At 48.1% G+C, this 17635-nt stretch carries 12 protein-coding genes; 8 read left to right on the plus strand and 4 right to left on the minus strand.

The genetic code is table 11. The features are described 5' to 3' along the window. The first annotated feature begins 267 nt into the window (after window positions 1-267). The 6 genes from AAZR23_RS03270 to fliZ all read left to right on the plus strand — a co-directional run bounded on the left by AAZR23_RS03270 (window position 268) and on the right by fliZ (window position 7139). A complete protein-coding gene (locus AAZR23_RS03270) occupies window positions 268-1407 on the plus strand; it encodes a FliC/FljB family flagellin (protein WP_434690519.1) in 1140 nt (379 codons plus the stop codon). A 228-nt stretch (window positions 1408-1635) separates the two neighbouring features. Next, window positions 1636-2790, plus strand: a complete 1155-nt coding sequence (locus AAZR23_RS03275) for a FliC/FljB family flagellin (RefSeq protein WP_434690522.1) — start codon at window positions 1636-1638, stop codon at window positions 2788-2790. 228 nt (window positions 2791-3018) lie between these two features. Continuing rightward, window positions 3019-4158, plus strand: a complete 1140-nt coding sequence (locus AAZR23_RS03280) for a FliC/FljB family flagellin (RefSeq protein ID WP_434690524.1) — start codon at window positions 3019-3021, stop codon at window positions 4156-4158. A 229-nt stretch (window positions 4159-4387) separates the two neighbouring features. After that, window positions 4388-5524 carry a FliC/FljB family flagellin gene (locus AAZR23_RS03285; RefSeq protein WP_434690526.1) on the plus strand — a complete coding sequence of 379 codons (1137 nt, stop codon included), beginning with the start codon at window positions 4388-4390 and terminating at the stop codon, window positions 5522-5524. Between the two features lie 323 nt (window positions 5525-5847). Next, window positions 5848-6570, plus strand: a complete 723-nt coding sequence (locus tag AAZR23_RS03290; RefSeq protein WP_046892681.1) for an RNA polymerase sigma factor FliA — start codon at window positions 5848-5850, stop codon at window positions 6568-6570. A gap of 56 nt (window positions 6571-6626) precedes the next feature. Further along, window positions 6627-7139 (plus strand): flagella biosynthesis regulatory protein FliZ, encoded by a 513-nt coding sequence (gene fliZ, locus AAZR23_RS03295; protein ID WP_004236794.1) that lies wholly within the window; start codon window positions 6627-6629, stop codon window positions 7137-7139. Between the two features lie 86 nt (window positions 7140-7225). On the opposite strand, the gene putA is transcribed toward fliZ, so the two are convergent. Beyond that, the gene (gene putA / locus AAZR23_RS03300) at window positions 7226-11200 is read right to left on the minus strand and encodes a trifunctional transcriptional regulator/proline dehydrogenase/L-glutamate gamma-semialdehyde dehydrogenase (RefSeq protein WP_434690530.1); all 3975 of its coding nucleotides are present in this window, start codon (window positions 11198-11200) and stop codon (window positions 7226-7228) included. 525 nt (window positions 11201-11725) lie between these two features. Here putA and putP point away from each other — a divergent pair. Beyond that, window positions 11726-13213 carry a sodium/proline symporter PutP gene (gene putP / locus AAZR23_RS03305; protein WP_181257615.1) on the plus strand — a complete coding sequence of 496 codons (1488 nt, stop codon included), beginning with the start codon at window positions 11726-11728 and terminating at the stop codon, window positions 13211-13213. A 47-nt stretch (window positions 13214-13260) separates the two neighbouring features. Here putP and cycA read toward each other — a convergent pair whose 3' ends face one another. Then, a complete protein-coding gene (cycA, locus tag AAZR23_RS03310; RefSeq protein WP_218428095.1) occupies window positions 13261-14658 on the minus strand; it encodes a D-serine/D-alanine/glycine transporter in 1398 nt (465 codons plus the stop codon). Window positions 14659-15006: 348 nt separating this feature from the next. Here cycA and AAZR23_RS03315 point away from each other — a divergent pair, with 348 nt between their 5' ends. After that, on the plus strand, window positions 15007-15633 hold the full coding sequence (locus AAZR23_RS03315; protein WP_434690532.1) for a hypothetical protein: 627 nt from the start codon (window positions 15007-15009) through the stop codon (window positions 15631-15633). 52 nt (window positions 15634-15685) lie between these two features. Here the strand turns inward: AAZR23_RS03315 and AAZR23_RS03320 are convergent, their stop codons facing one another. Beyond that, on the minus strand, window positions 15686-15979 hold the full coding sequence (locus AAZR23_RS03320; RefSeq protein ID WP_046892391.1) for a DUF1883 domain-containing protein: 294 nt from the start codon (window positions 15977-15979) through the stop codon (window positions 15686-15688). An 88-nt stretch (window positions 15980-16067) separates the two neighbouring features. Then, the gene (locus AAZR23_RS03325) at window positions 16068-16613 is read right to left on the minus strand and encodes a hypothetical protein (RefSeq protein WP_054426042.1); all 546 of its coding nucleotides are present in this window, start codon (window positions 16611-16613) and stop codon (window positions 16068-16070) included. Window positions 16614-17635 lie beyond the last annotated feature (1022 nt).

The following is a 17635-nucleotide window of genomic DNA, read 5'->3' on the forward strand; positions in this document are numbered from 1 at the left end:
GTTAACGACAAAAAATGATGGGTGGAGTTACGCAGAGAAAGAGCGGTTATTGTCACCATTAAGGTTAAGAAGCAAAAAGAGACAGCATAATGACAAACAGCCCTTAAATGTTCAAAAATGATTTTTTGAATCAAAATGCTTTATTTTGATAATATTACGACCTTTTGTATGTCAATAAGGCGAATTATTTACCGTTAACAGTGTTACCTCATTGCGGCAGCAGAAAAATAATTCACATTATTTTATACAAAAAAAGGAAATATCATTATGGCACAAGTTATTAATACCAATGTTCTGTCACTGGTTACCCAGAATAATTTAAATCGCTCACAGGGTGCGTTAGGCACAGCGATTGAACGCCTCTCTTCCGGCTCCCGTATCAACAGCGCAAAAGATGATGCCGCCGGTCAGGCGATCGCCAACCGTTTTACCGCCAATGTCAAAGGTCTGACCCAGGCTTCCCGTAATGCCAGCGACGGTATTTCCCTGGCGCAGGTCACCGAAGGCGCGGTCAATGAAATCAATGATAATATCCAGCGTATCCGTGAGCTGACAGTACAGGCACAAAACGGCACCAACTCTGAGAGCGATATTAACTCGATTAAAGAAGAAGTTGATCAGCGCATGAAAGAGATTGACCGAATTTCTGAACAGACACAGTTCAACGGCATTAAAGTGCTGTCGGGCGATAATAAAATGACATTCCAGGTCGGCACCAATGACGGCGAAACGATTGATATTGATCTGAAGAAAGTGGATCGTGAAGCGCTGGGTCTGGATAAACTGGATATCTCAGCGTCTAAATTCGGGGCTACGCTGTCAGCAAGCGATTTTGTGGCAGACCTGAAAGGTACAGGTACTGAGGATGATGCACAAAAAGCAGCAGAAGATGCACTGAATAATATTCAGTTTGGTGGTAAAGATGTTAAAGGAGCCAGGGTATCTTACCAAACTAACGCAGATGGTTCGGTAGATAAAACCAACGTCTATATCCGGGGTCAGGTCGATGGTAAAGATGTCACGTTAAAAGCGGAGGTTAAGGTGACTGCGGCAGCAGGTACAACAGCTGCAAAACTGGAATTTAATAATATTGCAGCATTAGATGCTGCTGACCAAAAAGCACTTGATGATAAAGGTCCGCTAAGTACACTGGACAAAGCATTATCGAAAGTGGATACACAGCGCAGCCAGCTGGGTGCGTTCCAGAACCGTATGCAGTCCACCATTAACAACCTGAACAACTCCGTCAATAACCTGAGTTCAGCCCGCAGCCGTATCCAGGATGCAGACTTTGCTGTCGAAGTGTCTAATATGAGTCGCGGTAATATTCTGCAGCAGGCCGGTACAGCGGTACTGGCGCAGGCAAATGCCATTCCTAACAATGTGATGAGTCTGCTGCGCGGCTGATAATATCCGTTTATAAATTAATAAATTCCTCTGTTTTATGATTTGGCCGGAACCCCGTGTTCCGGTTTTTTCGTGCTTGGTATTTATCGGAATAAAACGCCGTATATCAATAAGATGGCGTCTTTTTGTCTGTAAATAAAGTGAATTATTTCCCGTTAACAGTATTACCTCACTGCAGCAGCAGAAAAATAATTCACATTATTTTAAACAAAAAAAGGAAATATCATTATGGCACAAGTTATTAATACTAATGTTCTGTCACTGGTTACCCAGAATAATTTAAACCGCTCACAGGGCGCGTTAGGCACAGCGATTGAACGCCTCTCTTCCGGCTCCCGTATCAACAGCGCAAAAGATGATGCGGCAGGCCAGGCGATTGCCAACCGTTTTACCGCCAATGTCAAAGGTCTGACCCAGGCTTCCCGTAATGCCAGCGACGGTATTTCCCTGGCGCAGGTTACCGAAGGCGCGGTCAATGAAATCAATGATAATATCCAGCGTATCCGTGAGCTGACAGTACAGGCACAAAACGGTACCAACTCGGAAAGCGATATTAACTCGATTAAAGAAGAAGTTGATCAGCGCATGAAAGAGATTGACCGAATTTCTGAACAGACACAGTTTAACGGCATTAAAGTGCTGTCAGGCGATAATAAAATGACATTCCAGGTCGGCACCAATGACGGCGAAACGATTGATATTGATCTGAAGAAAGTGGATCGTGAAGCGCTGGGTCTGGATGGGCTGGATATCGCGGCGGTCTCTAAGAATTATGTGTGGGATGGTGGTACGATTGATCTCAATGATTTTAAGGACAGCACCGATACAGTGGCAGCACAAGCCACAGTGGAAGCACCTGCCGGGATGCAGTGGAAAGGGACGGCTCCCGCTGCTGGTGATATACACGCAGTGAAAGATGAGAATGGTCAGGTTGTTCAGGGTAAATATTATGTTGTCGGTAAAGTTGATGATGGCTCAGCTAACGGTAAAGACGTCAAACTGGAAGTGACACTGGATAAAACTGAAAAAGTGGGAAGTGACGTCACTGCACAGTTTAAAGCAACCAATAAAGAGGTAGAAGTCCTTGCCAATGGTACCAAAGCACCGAAAGCTCCGCTGGACACACTGGATAAAGCATTATCGAAAGTGGATACACAGCGCAGCCAGCTGGGTGCGTTCCAGAACCGTATGCAGTCCACCATTAACAACCTGAACAACTCCGTGAATAACCTGAGTTCTGCCCGCAGCCGTATCCAGGATGCAGATTTCGCAACCGAGGTATCCAATATGAGCCGCGGCAATATTCTGCAGCAGGCCGGTACAGCGGTACTGGCGCAGGCAAATGCCATCCCTAACAATGTGATGAGCCTGCTGCGCGGCTGATAATATCCGTTTATAAATTAATAAATTCCTCTGTTTTATGATTTGGCCGGAACCCCGTGTTCCGGTTTTTTTGTGCTTGGTATTTATCGGGATAAAACGCTGGATATCAATAAGATGGCGTCTTTTTGTCTGTAAATAAAGTGAATTATTTCCCGTTAACAGTATTACCTCGCTGCGGCAGCAGAAAAATAATTCACATTATTTTATACAAAAAAAGGAAATATCATTATGGCACAAGTTATTAATACTAATGTTCTGTCACTGGTTACCCAGAATAATTTAAACCGCTCACAGGGTGCGTTAGGCACGGCGATTGAGCGCCTCTCTTCCGGCTCCCGTATCAACAGCGCAAAAGATGATGCCGCCGGTCAGGCGATCGCCAACCGTTTTACCGCCAATGTTAAAGGTCTTACCCAGGCTTCCCGTAATGCCAGCGACGGTATTTCCCTGGCGCAGGTAACAGAGGGCGCAGTTAATGAGATTAATGACAATATCCAGCGTATTCGTGAACTGACCGTACAGGCACAAAACGGCACCAACTCGGAAAGCGATATCAGCTCTATTAAAGAAGAAGTTGATCAGCGCATGAAAGAGATTGACCGTATTTCTGAACAGACACAGTTTAACGGCATTAAAGTGCTGTCAGGCGATAATAAAATGACATTCCAGGTCGGCACCAATGACGGCGAAACGATTGATATTGATCTGAAGAAAGTGGATCGTGAAGCGCTGGGTCTGGATACACTGGATATCGCTGCGTCTAAATTCGGGGCAACGCTGTCAGCAAGCGATTTTGTGGCTGACCTGCAAGGAACCGGTACTGAAAAGGATGCACAAAAGGTTGCAGAAGACGCACTGAAGGGTATTCAGTTTGGTGGTAAAGCTGTCAAAGGGGCGAAAGTTTCTTACCAGGTGGCCGCTGATGGTACGGTGGACAAAACCAAAGTCTATATTCAGGGTAAAGTTGACGGTAAAGATGTCACGTTAAAAGCGGAGGTTAAGGTGACTGCGGCAACAGGTGCAACAGCTGCAAAACTGGAATTTAATAATATTGCAGCATTAGATGCCGCTGACCAGAAAGTGCTTGATGACAGAAGTCCGCTGGGAACTTTAGATAAAGCATTATCGAAAGTGGATACACAGCGCAGCCAGCTGGGTGCGTTCCAGAACCGTATGCAGTCCACCATTAACAACCTGAACAACTCCGTGAATAACCTGAGTGCAGCCCGCAGCCGTATCCAGGATGCAGATTTCGCGACCGAGGTATCCAATATGAGCCGCGGCAATATTCTGCAGCAGGCCGGTACAGCGGTACTGGCGCAGGCAAATGCCATCCCTAACAATGTGATGAGCCTGCTGCGTGGCTGATAATATAACTTTATAAATCAATAAATTCCTCTGTTTTATGATGTTGCCGGAACCTCTGTTCCGGCTTTTTTTATGTCTGAGAAAATGATTTTGGCGACGATTTTATAAAATTATTTACTAAAAAACCTAAAGTGGCCTCTCAGGGTGCCGATAGTGTTATTGCTGGCGAAAATCAGAAAGCCAAACAGATAAACGCTGTTTATTATTTTCAATAACAAGGACATATATCATGGCACAGGTTATCAATACTAACATTCTGTCTCTGACTACTCAGAACAACTTAAACCGTTCACAGGGCGTACTGGGTACAGCCATCGAGCGCCTGTCTTCAGGTTCACGTATCAACAGCGCAAAAGATGATGCTGCAGGTCAGGCAATCGCTAACCGTTTCACCGCTAACGTACGTGGTCTTACTCAGGCAGCACGTAATGCCAATGATGGTATCTCTATCGCACAGACCGCTGAAGGTGCTGTTAACGAAATCAACGATAACTTACAGCGTATCCGTGAACTGACTGTTCAGGCGAAAACCGGTTCTAACTCAGAGTCTGATACCAAGTCTATCCAGGACGAAGTTAAAATGCGTATGGATGAGATCAACCGTATCTCTGAACAAACTCAGTTTAACGGTGTGAAAGTTCTGAGCCAAAATACCAAAATGACTATTCAGGTTGGTGCTAATGATGGTGAGAAAATTGATATCGAACTGCAGAAAATTGACCGTGGTACATTAGGTCTGGACAAGTTTGATCTGACTGTTAAAGAATTCGGTAGTTCAGCAAGCGCTGTTACTGTAAAAAATACTGCTAATGCTGATGTTGTACAACAACTGGATACCAGTGCATTAGATGCAAAAGTTAAGGCCGGCGACTTTGCTTCTTATGAAGTTCTGCAGGCAGTAGATGCTGATGGTAAAGTTGATGCCAGCAAACTGGTCATTAAAACTACAGATAAAGATGGTACAGTTAAACATCTGGAAGCTAGTGTTACAAAGGGTCAGTCAGGCGGTACACCTGATGCGACAGTAAATGATAAAGCAACAATTGATGTAACTACTACTGCTGCTACCGGCCGCACAATGGATGACTCTAACAAAAATCCATTAACAGCACTGGATGATGCACTGAAAACTGTTGACTCATTCCGTTCTTCACTGGGTGCTATCCAGAACCGTATGCAGTCTACCATTAACAACCTGAACAACTCTGTTAACAACCTGAGTGCAGCACGCAGCCGTATCCAGGATGCTGACTTCGCAACAGAAGTATCTAACATGAGCCGTGGTCAGATCCTGCAGCAGGCGGGTACCGCTGTTCTGGCACAGGCAAACCAGGTTCCTCAGGGTGTTCTGAGCCTGTTACGTTAATTTACGTAGTTGCGTTAAGGTATTTAAAAGGTCAGAATATTCTGACCTTTTTTTATAGATGTTACCCATAACAGAACAAATAATATTCTAACTATTTGTTTTTTTATTCTATTAATGAACGCCTATTTTTCTTTTTGTCATATAAAATAACCGGAATTTTGCAAAATATATGATAAAAATGAAAGAGAGTATTGCTATTTGTTAATGAGGTGATTTAGGATAAGGCAAATAAGGCGTGATTTACCTCACTACTCACCGGATTGAAATCTTTTTCGGGCACGATAATAAAAGCCTTTCATGAATCTCGAAGGGTGTTTCAGGTTGTGAGTGATTTGTATACCGCCGAAGGTGTTATCAACAAAAATAGCCTGTGGGAGCGTTATTATCCCCTTATCCGGCACGAAGCCCTGAAATTGCAGGTAAGATTACCGGCAAGCGTTGATATTGACGACTTAATTCAGGCCGGGGGTATCGGCTTGCTGCATGCGGTTGAACGTTTTGACGCCATGCAGGGGGCGACCTTTGCAACCTATGCGGTACAACGGGTCCGCGGGGCAATGCTGGATGAATTGCGGGGGAGAGACTGGGCTCCCCGCAGTGTGCGCCGTCAGGCGCGGGAAATAACCAAAGCCGTGCGTGCGCTCGAGCAGTCTCTGGGGCGCGCAGCCACTGAGCAGGAAATCGCTGATTCGTTACAGATGGATATCGCGGAATACCGTCAGGTGTTGACCGATACCAACAACAGCCAGCTGTTTTCTTACGATGAGTGGCATGAAATCCACGGTGAGAGCTGCGAACCCGTCCGTGATGATGATGACGGGGGCAACCCGCTCGGTTTGTTGGTAGACGAGAGTTTGCGTCACCAGGTGGTTGAGGCGATAAAACAACTGCCTGAACGTGAAAAACTGGTTCTGACTCTTTACTATCAGGAAGAGCTGAACCTTAAGGAGATAGGCGCAGTGCTGGAAGTGGGGGAATCCCGCGTCAGCCAGTTACACAGCCAGGCAATCAAAAGGCTGCGGGCGCGCTTAAAATCCATGAAGTAACTTTGACTTTATCTTTGATTTATTTTATTAGACTAGACTACACAAGGCGCCAGAATATGTCTGTTTCAAAACAAAAGAAACGGCCCGTAAGCCGTTACATTAAAGATTTCAAACACAGTCAGACTCACTGCAGTCATTGCCACAAAACCCTCGATCGCATCTCTCTGGTTTTCAACGGTCAGCTGATCAATAAAGAAGCTATTTCTGAAATGACAGATATGATCGATGACACCACCTGGATGGGCTTACAGGACAAATTTGTGGCACTCTGCCGTTTTTGCAGCGAGATCTACTGCAACAGTGCAACCGATTATTTCGATATCATGGCATTCAAACAGTATCTGTTTGAAGAAACAGAAATGAGCCACAGCACCGTGCGTGAATATGTTGTCCGTCTGCGCCGTCTCGATGAGCTGCTGTCCTCCAAAGCTTTCCCTGCGACCACGGAATTTTCCACTGAAATTATCCAGGCACAGCTGAGTGAAGATTTATCGGACTCAGCACTGAGCAACTACAATATTGCACTGCGCAAGTACGAACAGTATCTTGACTGGCAGGGCAAGCACTGATTTTTCTGTCAGACCACCTTTTATCATTTACTGATAAAACAAAGGGAACTTTCGTTCCCTTTTTCCGTTTTAAGACCCGGTGATTATCAGCCGATAGTCATCAGGCTGGCATTTCCGCCCGCCGCAGCCGTATTCACACTGACAGCACGCTCATGCAGTAACAGCATCAGCGGAATGTTTGTGTCACCGTGACTGAGGCCCGCGACCGGCACGATTTCCCCGCTGCGTAAGGCAACAGTATGGTTCAGCGCCTGTAAGTGGTCGCTGTCACCGTGGAAAATCACACCGTTAAAGACCACCGTCTCCGCTGACCAGTCTTCCGTCAGGGTGATCTGCGCACGGACGCTGTCCGGCAGTGCGTTATACAGTGAACGGGTGTGTTCCGCCGCCGGCCAGAGCTGACGACAACCTGATGCCAGCGTGGCACCCAGTTGCAGCAGGGCATCCTGTTCTGAATCATTCAGGCCGAGAATGGTTCCGCGCGGCAGCAGATAGTAACTGTTGCGCTCCCCGGTCGGTCCCCGCAGCAGACGGCAGGTTCCGGCCTGTGATAATTCACCGTAACGGCTGACCGCGGTCAGCACATCGTGGCGGCGCTGTGCCTCCAGCCAGGCAACGAATGTATTAAACGGCGCCAGCAACTGAGTCCGCACTATCACATCCGGCGGATTGCGATCATCCTGCTCTGCCAGGAGCGTCACCACTGAATCATCAGGCTGTTCCGCCAGCAGACGATGGAGATAAAGCGGTCCGCCGGCTTTCGGACCGGTGCCGGAAAGCCCTTCGCCGCCGAATGGCTGAACCCCGACCACTGCGCCGACAATGTTGCGGTTAACATAAATATTACCGGCTTCAACCTGTTGCGTCAGTTGTGCAATGGTTTCGTCGATACGGGTGTGGATACCGAATGTCAGCCCGTAACCGGCGGCGTTAATTTTGTCCGCCAGTTCCGGCAGGGTATCGCGCGGGTAACGGACCACATGCAGCACCGGGCCGAAAATTTCCCGTGTCAGTTCAGAGACATCATCCAGCTCAATCAGTGTCGGCGGGATAAAGGTGCCGTTCAGGAGTTCCGGCGCACCGGCATCCATACCGAAAGCAGACTGATACACCGGTCTGCCTTTGCCGCGCATCTGCTGAATATGCTGACGGATACCGTTATGGGCCTCTTCATCAATCACCGGGCCGACATCGGTTGCCAGCACATCCGGGTTGCCGAGGCGGCATTCTGCCATCGCGCCTTTCAGCATTTCAATAGTGCGATCTGCCACATCCTCCTGAATACAGAGCAGGCGCAGCGCCGAACAGCGTTGTCCCGCACTGTCAAAGGCCGAACTGACCACATCCGTCACCACCTGTTCTGTCAGGGCGGAGGAATCCACCACCATCGCATTCAGACCACCGGTTTCGGCGATCAGCGGAATAACCCGGCCTTCGCTGCTCAGACGGGCGGCGAGATTACGCTGTAAAATTTTTGCGACCGCCGTGGAGCCGGTAAACATCACGCCCTGAACACGCGGATCACACACCAGCTGGTTACCAACGGTTTCGCCGTCTCCCGGCAGCAGCTGCAGGACATCACGTGGTACACCGGCATCATGCAGCAGTGAAACGGCGACGGATGCCACCAGCGGGGTTTGTTCCGCCGGTTTTGCCAGTACCGGGTTTCCGGCGGCGAGGGCAGCGGCAACCTGGCCGGTAAATATCGCCAGCGGGAAGTTCCACGGGCTGATACAGACCACCGGCCCCAGCGGACGATGCGTATCACCGGCAAAATGCGTTTTCACCTGTGCGGCATAATAATTCAGGAAATCAACGGCTTCACGGACTTCGGCAATAGCATTGGCAAATGTTTTACCGGCCTCACGCACCAGGAGCCCGAGCAACGGCTGTAACTGTGCTTCCATCAGTTGTGCGGCACGGATAAGGATCTCTGCCCGATCCTGCGGCGGTGTGGCAAACCAGATCTCTGCGGCATCAGATGCTGTGGCAAGTGCATGATTCACTTCATCTTCCGCCGCCGGACGAACCTGCCCGACGATATCGTGATGATCCGCCGGGTTTCTGACCGGTTGTGTGTCTGCCGGCGCGGCGGATGTGAATGTCCCGCCGAGCAGCGGTTCACAGAGCAGATTATCACCGGCGTGACTGAGCAGGGCGCTCGACAGTGACGCCAGGCGGTGTTCATTACTCAGATCTAAACCTGCGGCATTGACCCGTGAGCTGCCGTACAGATTACGCGGCAGCGGAATTTTCGGATGCGGCAGACCGACCGCGCCTTCTTTGGCTGCCATCGCCTGAACAGCGGTAACCGGGTCTTCCACCAGCATTTCCAGCGGAATAGTGCCGTCGGCGATCCGGTTTACAAAGGAGGTATTTGCGCCGTTTTCCAGCAGGCGGCGTACCAGATAGGCCAGCAGTGTTTCATGGGTGCCGACAGGCGCATACACACGGCACGGCCGGTTCAGTTTACCGTCCGCCACTTTGCCGACCACCTGCTCGTACAGCGGTTCGCCCATACCGTGCAGGCACTGAAATTCATACTGGCCGGGATAATAGTTATTGCCCGCCAGCTGATAAATGGCCGATAACGTGTGGGCGTTGTGGGTGGCAAACTGCGGATAAATCAGATTCGGTACTGACAACAGCTTACGGGCACAGGCGAGGTAGGAGATATCCGTATAAACTTTGCGTGTATAAACCGGATAGCCTTCCAGCCCGTCCACCTGGGCGCGTTTGACTTCGCTGTCCCAGTAAGCGCCTTTTACCAGCCTGATCATCAGGCGGCGGTGGCTGCGCGACGCCAGATCTATCAGGTAATCCACCACCACCGGGCAGCGTTTCTGGTAGGCCTGGATCACAAAACCGATACCGTTCCAGCCTGCAAGTTGCGGGTCAAAACAGAGTTTTTCCAGTAAATCGAGGGAGATTTCCAGGCGGTCAGCTTCTTCCGCATCAATATTAATGCCGATGTCGTACTGACGCGCCATCACCACCAGGTCACGCAGGATCGGATAAAGTTCAGACATGACACGATCATATTGCGCACGGCTGTAGCGCGGATGCAGGGCGGACAGTTTGATGGAAATTCCCGGCCCTTCATAAATACCGCGTCCGGCGGAAGCTTTGCCGATGGCGTGAATCGCCTGCTGATAAGAAACCAGATAAGCCTGCGCATCGGCCTCTGTCAGTGCTGCTTCCCCCAGCATATCGTAGGAATAACGGAAACCTTTGGCTTCATTTTTGCGGGCATTTGCCAGTGCGCGGGCGATGGTTTCACCGGTGACAAACTGTTCACCCATCAGTCGCATCGCCATATCCACACCTTTACGCACCAGCGGCTCACCACTTTTGCCCAGGATACGGTTCAGTGAGCGGCTCAGTCCTGCTTCATTATGGGTGGAAACCAGTTTACCGGTGAACAGCAGGCCCCATGTGGCCGCATTGACAAACATGGATTTGCTCTGGCCGAGGTGGGAATTCCAGTCACCGTGGCTGATTTTATCGCGGATCAGCACATCGCGGGTGGCTTTATCCGGAATACGCAGCAGCGCTTCCGCCAGACACATCAGTGCGATCCCCTCCTGAGAGGAGAGGGAAAATTCCTGAAGCAGCCCCTGGACCAGCCCGGCACGTCCGCTGCTGTTTTTCTGATTACGCAGTTTTTCTGCCAGCCCGTAAGCCAGCTTGTGGGTTGCCTGCGCAGCCTCCGGGGAGAGTTGTGCCTGCGGCAGCAGCATGGCCACGGCTTCCGGTTCCGGAATACGGTATGCGGATGTGATAGCCGCACGGGTAACAGATTGCGGCAGAATGTCACCGGCAAATGCCAGAAACGGCTGGCGGCTGACCGGCGGCTCAGCCGGCGCGGTTTCATCTTCCGGTGCGGAAGAAACACCGGCAGCGGGCAGTATGCCGTCCGGTAAAGAGTCGAGCTGAGTCAGATAATCAAAAATAGCCTGTCTGATCAGCCAGTGTGGCGTGCGATCGATTTTTTGTGCCGCAGCTTTGATCCGCTCACGGGTTTCCTCATCCAGTCTGACGCCCATTGTGGTACTCACCATGTTCACTCCTCATAAACGGCAACAGGTCATGCGTTGCACATTAATATCTATGAGGTTGCAACTTTGTGCAACATTGTTAAATAACGAGATGCATAAAGTGTGAATAATGTCGCTGTTTTATACTGATCGGAGAAAATGATTAATTAATAAACCGTACTGGTTAAAATAAAACCATTATATAACAATAGTATATTACCGATTTTAAGGCGTATAATAATCAGAACAAGTGATTAACTGCATCACTTTCCGATAATACATCCCGTGATAAAAATCACAAATTTTCACTTTAATATCGTTAATTAATTGTTGTTTTATTGTTGTTGCGTTACTATCTGGCTGAACACAACTCATCACAGATTTAACAAATAATGATAATTAACGGGGCATTGTCTGTGCAGACCAGGGATGGCTGAGGCGGTGTGCAACACTGTGACACTGGTGCGCGCACATCCTGTACAGCGATTGGTACACGCAATGCTGATACATGACGGACTATAAATTCAGTACAGGAACTTAATTATGACAATGACGCTGACCACACCGCTGATTGTGACATTTATTGTCTATATCGCCGGGATGCTGTTCATCGGCTATATGGCCTACCGCTCCACCAATAACTTCGACGACTATATTCTCGGCGGCCGCCGGATGGGCAGTTTTGTGACGGCATTATCCGCCGGTGCCTCTGATATGAGCGGCTGGCTGCTGATGGGATTACCCGGAGTGGTTTTTTTCTCCGGCATTTCCGAATCCTGGATTGCCATCGGTCTGTGTATCGGCGCCTGGCTTAACTGGCGGATTGTTGCCGGACGCCTGCGTCTTCAGACGGAAGTCAATAATGCGCTGACGCTGCCGGATTACTTCACGCAGCGTTTTGAGGACAAAAGCCGCATCCTGCGGATTGTCTCTGCGGCCGTGATCCTGATTTTCTTTACCATTTACTGTGCGTCCGGCATCGTGGCCGGCGGGCTGCTGTTTGAAAGCACATTCGGCATCAGTTATGAAAAAGCCATGTGGCTCGGGGCAGGGGCAACCATTGCGTATACCTTCCTCGGCGGGTTCCTCGCGGTAAGCTGGACAGATACCGTACAGGCCACCCTGATGATTTTCGCCCTGATCCTGACACCTGTTATGGTGATTACGTCTGTCGGCGGGTTTGATACTGCGCTGGCGATTATTGAGGCGAAAAGCCCGGCGTATGTGGATATGTTCCGCGGGCTGGATATTGTCGCGATTATCTCTCTGCTGGGCTGGGGACTGGGTTATTTCGGGCAGCCGCATATCCTGGCGCGCTTTATGGCAGCGGATTCTCATCACACCATCCGCAGTGCACGCCGTATCAGTATGACCTGGATGGTGCTCTGCCTCGCGGGGACAATCTGTGTCGGTTTCTTCGGCATTGCTTTCTTCCAGCAGAATCCGGAACTGGCGGGATCGGTTACTGAAAACCGCGAGCGGATTTTTATGAGCCTGACATCCATTTTATTTAATCCGTGGATTGCCGGTATTTTGCTTTCTGCCATTTTGGCAGCGGTTATGAGTACCCTGAGCTGTCAGTTGCTGGTCAGTGCCAGTGCCCTGACGGAAGATATCTACAAGCCGTTTTTCCGCAAAAACGCCTCACAAAAAGAGATGGTGCTGGTCGGGCGTATTATGGTGCTGGTGATTGCGGCGATTGCTATCTACATTGCGATGGATAAAAACAACAAAGTGCTGGGGCTGGTCAGTAACGCATGGGCCGGGTTCGGTGCGGCATTCGGGCCGGTGATCCTGTTCTCTGTTATCTGGAAGCGGATGACCCGTAACGGCGCACTGGCGGGAATGTTCACCGGTGCGGTTACTGTCCTTATCTGGATTGAATATAAGTGGTTTAATTTATATGAAATTATTCCGGGCTTTATTCTGGCAGGTATTGCCATTGTGGTGGTCAGCCTCGCAGGCCGTGAGCCGGATAAATCTGTTCAGGGGCGTTTCTCTGAGGCAGAAGATCGTTACCTCGGACGGACGGAATAACATAGTCTGAAAACAAAATCCCGGCGTTGCCGGGATTTTTTTGTTTATTATTTTTGTGCTTCCGCAAGGCGGTGTTTTTTGACTTTCCGGTAACCGAATGCCAGCAGGATAAACCATAGCGGTGTGGCAATCAGTGCCTGGCGGGTATCAGTTTCCAGTGTCAGAAGAACAATCACAAAAGCAAAGAAAGACAGACAAACCCACGGGATCCAACTGCCGAACGGTACTTTATAGACGGATGCGGCATGCAGCTCCGGACGACGGCGGCGGAACATAATGTAGCTGTACAGGATCATGCTCCAGATAAACATAAACAGGATCGCTGATACCGTCGTTACCAGGGTAAAGACATGCATCACATCAGGAATAAAATAGAGCAGAATGACCCCGACAGACAAACAGATGCAGGTAAAAATCAGCCCTGTTGCCGGTACAGACTGTTTGGACAGACGGCAGAACTGTTTTGGTGCACTGCCTTGTTTGGCTAATCCGAACAGCATCCGGCTGGTGGAAAACACACCGCTGTTTGCGGAGGATGCCGCAGCCGTCAGCACCACAAAGTTCACCAGACTGGCTGCCGCCGGTACCCCGATCATAATAAACAGTTCCACAAACGGGCTTTTATCCGCAGGGATTGAACGCCACGGTGTGACAGACATAATAATGATCAAAGCCAGTACATAGAATGCAATGATACGGAACGGAATCGCATTAATGGCACGCGGCAGTGATTTTACCGGGTCGCGGGTTTCCGCTGCGGCCGTACCCACCAGCTCGATACCGACAAAGGCAAAGATCGCTATCTGGAATCCGGCAAAGAACCCGATTATCCCTTTCGGGAACATACCGCCGTCAGACCAGATATTGGATAATGCTGCCTGATGCCCCTCCGGTGAGACAAAGTGTGTGCCGATCAGGATACCGCCGATGACAATCAGCCCCACAATCGCGACGATTTTTATCATGGAGAACCAGAATTCCATCTCGCCGAATAATTTAACGGTCGCCAGGTTGAGAGACAACAGCAGCAGAATACAGAGCAGTGAACTGACCCAGCGCGGAAAATCAGGTGCCCAGTGCATGATATATCCGGTAATGGCCACCACATCGGCAATACCGGTGATAACCCAGCAGAACCAGTAAGTCCAGCCGACAAAAAAACCGGCCCACGGGCCGATCAGATCACCGGCAAAATCACTGAACGATTTATAATTCAGGTTTGACAGCAGGATCTCGCCCATTGCCCGCATAACAAAGAACAGCACAAACCCGATTATCATATAAACAAATAATACAGAAGGGCCTGCCAGCGAAATAGTTTTACCGGAGCCCATAAATAACCCGGTGCCGATTGCCCCGCTGATTGAAATCAGCTGGATATGCCGGTTGGTTAAACTGCGTTTGAGTTCGCCGCGCGGCGGCGTGGCAGGCGTTTTTTCGTCCATAAACAAATCCGTTAAGCTAAAAAATAACCATTATTTTTATTCATTCAAAAATGGTGTTATCAGCGAATAGTGTGACACATTTCTCAGAATGAGTAACGCGGAATTTTCCGTTAAATTCATGGGGTTGATAGTAAATATAGGTTGTCAGCTATTGTTTCGCATTAGTTTTTTTATGGGTGAAAATAGTATTGTGTCTGTATACATAGCGGAGAGAAACGGCATTTTTTTCAGGAACATTAAGAAGAAAACGGAAATCTGTGGTTGCGGGTCAGAATAGTATATTTTGGGGGCTTTCCGGTTATACTGGCGATATATCACAGGAGTATTTTTTATTGAGGGATCGTATTTATGGACAAAAAAAACCGGGGAACGACGATGAATTACCAGGTTGTTCCTTACTGGCTCTATTCAGGAAGAGCCGCCTTTTTTATATTACTCGCTGTACTTACCGGTTTTTCGGGCATGAATGCTTTTCTGCTCTGGTTGTTATTTTACGGTATTGTCTGGCAGCTGGTGGTATCCCTTCGTTTACATACTTTAAAAGAGAAGGGGCTGGTATCCCGCAGTCATGATATCAGCCATTGGATAGTGTATGTTTATAGTATACCGGTGAAAGAAGAGCGGGCGATTTTAAAAAATCCGTGTTTTGCACTTGAGCAAAATATGAAAGACTTTTTTTTCCGCCTGCTGATAGTGAAAGGTATTACACAGGCCGGCTTTATTGTGTTGCTGCTGGTTCAGTATGTCCGGACAGAAGCAGACGTATTCAGCCTGACCACGCTGGCCGGGGCATTATCTGCATTTGTTATGGTTGTGACACTTTACAAAACCGGGCAGCTTATCCGTGAATTATCCGCCAATGCGTTTTACACGGAAAAATTACAGTCAGAAAGTGGTTCTCTCTGGTATCAGCTCTGTTTTGTTTCCCGCCATTCAGAAAAAACGGCAGGGCTGGATAAATTACTGGCGTTATAAACACCGCCCCGCAGCACATATTCTCTGCGGGGAATACTGCTGTATCACCCGGTTATTTTTTGGCAATGGCTTTATCGGCGTGCGGCTCGATGGTAATGGCGTGTTCGACAGTCATCGCACCATCTTCAATATCCAGCGTAATATTCCAGTCGGCATCAAAAGGTACCACCATTCTGGCAGGAAGCTCATGAAAAAAACCGCTGCCGCCATGGGTACGGAACGGCATTCCTTTCCGGAACTGATTAAAATTCATTTTGGTCATCATTAAAACATTGCATGAACGACCGCAATCCACCACTACAGTATCACCTGCTGTCAGGTGCATTCTTTTATGTAAAAACGGCATGATAACACTCCTGTTTTTATTGCTCCGGCAGAATAATGATTACTGATAATTACGTATTATCACGCAATATAATCCGGCAGAAATAATATTAAGGGTAATAGGCATTAACCAGCATACGCGGCTGTAATGCAATCACTTTTTTCTGTTCTTCCGATAATGTATGTGTTTCCAGCCAGCGATCTTTATACCGCTCGAAATCCGGAGATTCACTCAGATACAACGCCAGAAGATAATCAAAATCACGGATATCACTCTGTTCAAATACAGAAATCACTTCCCGGTAACAGACATTATGAGGCAATTTAATGCGCTCGGTTAACATGCACTCCATCAGTTTCAGTGACGGAATTCCGGTATTCTGATATACAATTTTCAGTTGAGTGATCGCCTTTTCATAGCGGTTATCCACAATCAGTAAATCGCTGTAGAGCTGACGCAGTGCAATATCATCCGGGTACTGGCGGATCAGTGTATCAAACTGATTAAGCGCTTTTTCTTTCCCCTCATCAGTCTGACTGCCCGAGTATTTAATGACGTATGACATGGCCTGCTCTTTCGGAGCGCGCTCATGAGTATAAGCATAAGATGTAAACGGAAGACTCAGCATCCAGGCTAAAAATATCCAATTCTTCATGGAAATACGGTTCCCTGTATATTTACCGTGTATTGACTGTAACATAAGAGTCACAGTGAAAATTTAGGATGTTTACGAAAAACAGGGAGAGTATCGCGGGTATGGTTAAACAAAAATACAATGAATCGGCCGGTCAGGATGAGTGAGTAATAAAATTTCATTAATTCTGATATTTTACAGAATAATCTTATGAATCAATGGGTGTTATAACTATTATTTTTCCGAAATTATGAACATAAAATGACAGCGGGCAGAGAACAGATATCTTCCTGAATGTAAAATGAAACGTAACGAATTATTTATTTTCATCAATATAGGTCTGAAAGGGAACGGAGTAATTATAAATTAAAATGACGCAGATATTATTTAGTTCAGAGATAAATTATCTCCCGGTTTGATAAATATCCGGTAATTCAGAAAGGCAGGTTATTTCAGGGGGAAGTATCAGGATGATGATACCTTCTGTGATGACTGAAAACGACTTTTACTGTTTGGCAGAATCAGCATGTATGAAAATAAGACTAACATGGCCAGGTTAGGTGCAGTAAAATCACGTTTATAAATAAATGTATTTACCAGGTAACTCATAATTGTTGATGTTATTATGATGGCCGGAGATTTGCATTTCCGGTGTCATAAACAGAAATGAGTGATATTTTTAATCTCACCTTCATGACTTATGTTGATTTAATATGTTATTACTGCGCGGATTATTAAACTGCCTCCCGCCACAATCAAAACACTATCCAGAATGCGGGAATAAAGCACTGCCGGTAAAGCCGGGACAATGTGTTTACCACCGAAAGAGGCGATAAAAGCTGACCCGGAGTTCGCTGCAGGTCCCTGCAATATGTTGCAGTACAGCCTGCAAAAAGAGGAAATTCAGATTGTTTTCCCTGAAGTTATCGCCGATCCTTTCTGTTATTACACACTGACACCGGCCGGAATCCAAAAATCCGCCGCACACCACACATTTGAATCCTGGCTTTTCAGTCAGGGAAATACAGCCCGCTGAAGGAGGT

The organism is Morganella sp. Je.2.23 (assembly GCF_051129855.1).
Classification (GTDB): Bacteria; Pseudomonadota; Gammaproteobacteria; order Enterobacterales; family Enterobacteriaceae; genus Morganella; species Morganella sibonii.

Excerpts from the sequence above, each read along its gene's own strand:
- AAZR23_RS03270 (WP_434690519.1), top strand. The coding sequence starts at position 268 with ATGGCACAAGTTATTAATACCAATGTTCTGTCACTGGTTACCCAGAAT.
- AAZR23_RS03320 (WP_046892391.1), bottom strand. The coding sequence starts at position 15,979 with ATGCCGTTTTTACATAAAAGAATGCACCTGACAGCAGGTGATACTGTA.
- AAZR23_RS03280 (WP_434690524.1), top strand. The coding sequence starts at position 3,019 with ATGGCACAAGTTATTAATACTAATGTTCTGTCACTGGTTACCCAGAAT.
- AAZR23_RS03285 (WP_434690526.1), top strand. The coding sequence starts at position 4,388 with ATGGCACAGGTTATCAATACTAACATTCTGTCTCTGACTACTCAGAAC.
- putP (WP_181257615.1), top strand. The coding sequence starts at position 11,726 with ATGACGCTGACCACACCGCTGATTGTGACATTTATTGTCTATATCGCC.
- fliZ (WP_004236794.1), top strand. The coding sequence starts at position 6,627 with ATGTCTGTTTCAAAACAAAAGAAACGGCCCGTAAGCCGTTACATTAAA.
- AAZR23_RS03325 (WP_054426042.1), bottom strand. The coding sequence starts at position 16,613 with ATGAAGAATTGGATATTTTTAGCCTGGATGCTGAGTCTTCCGTTTACA.
- cycA (WP_218428095.1), bottom strand. The coding sequence starts at position 14,658 with ATGGACGAAAAAACGCCTGCCACGCCGCCGCGCGGCGAACTCAAACGC.
- AAZR23_RS03315 (WP_434690532.1), top strand. The coding sequence starts at position 15,007 with ATGGACAAAAAAAACCGGGGAACGACGATGAATTACCAGGTTGTTCCT.
- AAZR23_RS03275 (WP_434690522.1), top strand. The coding sequence starts at position 1,636 with ATGGCACAAGTTATTAATACTAATGTTCTGTCACTGGTTACCCAGAAT.
- putA (WP_434690530.1), bottom strand. The coding sequence starts at position 11,200 with ATGGTGAGTACCACAATGGGCGTCAGACTGGATGAGGAAACCCGTGAG.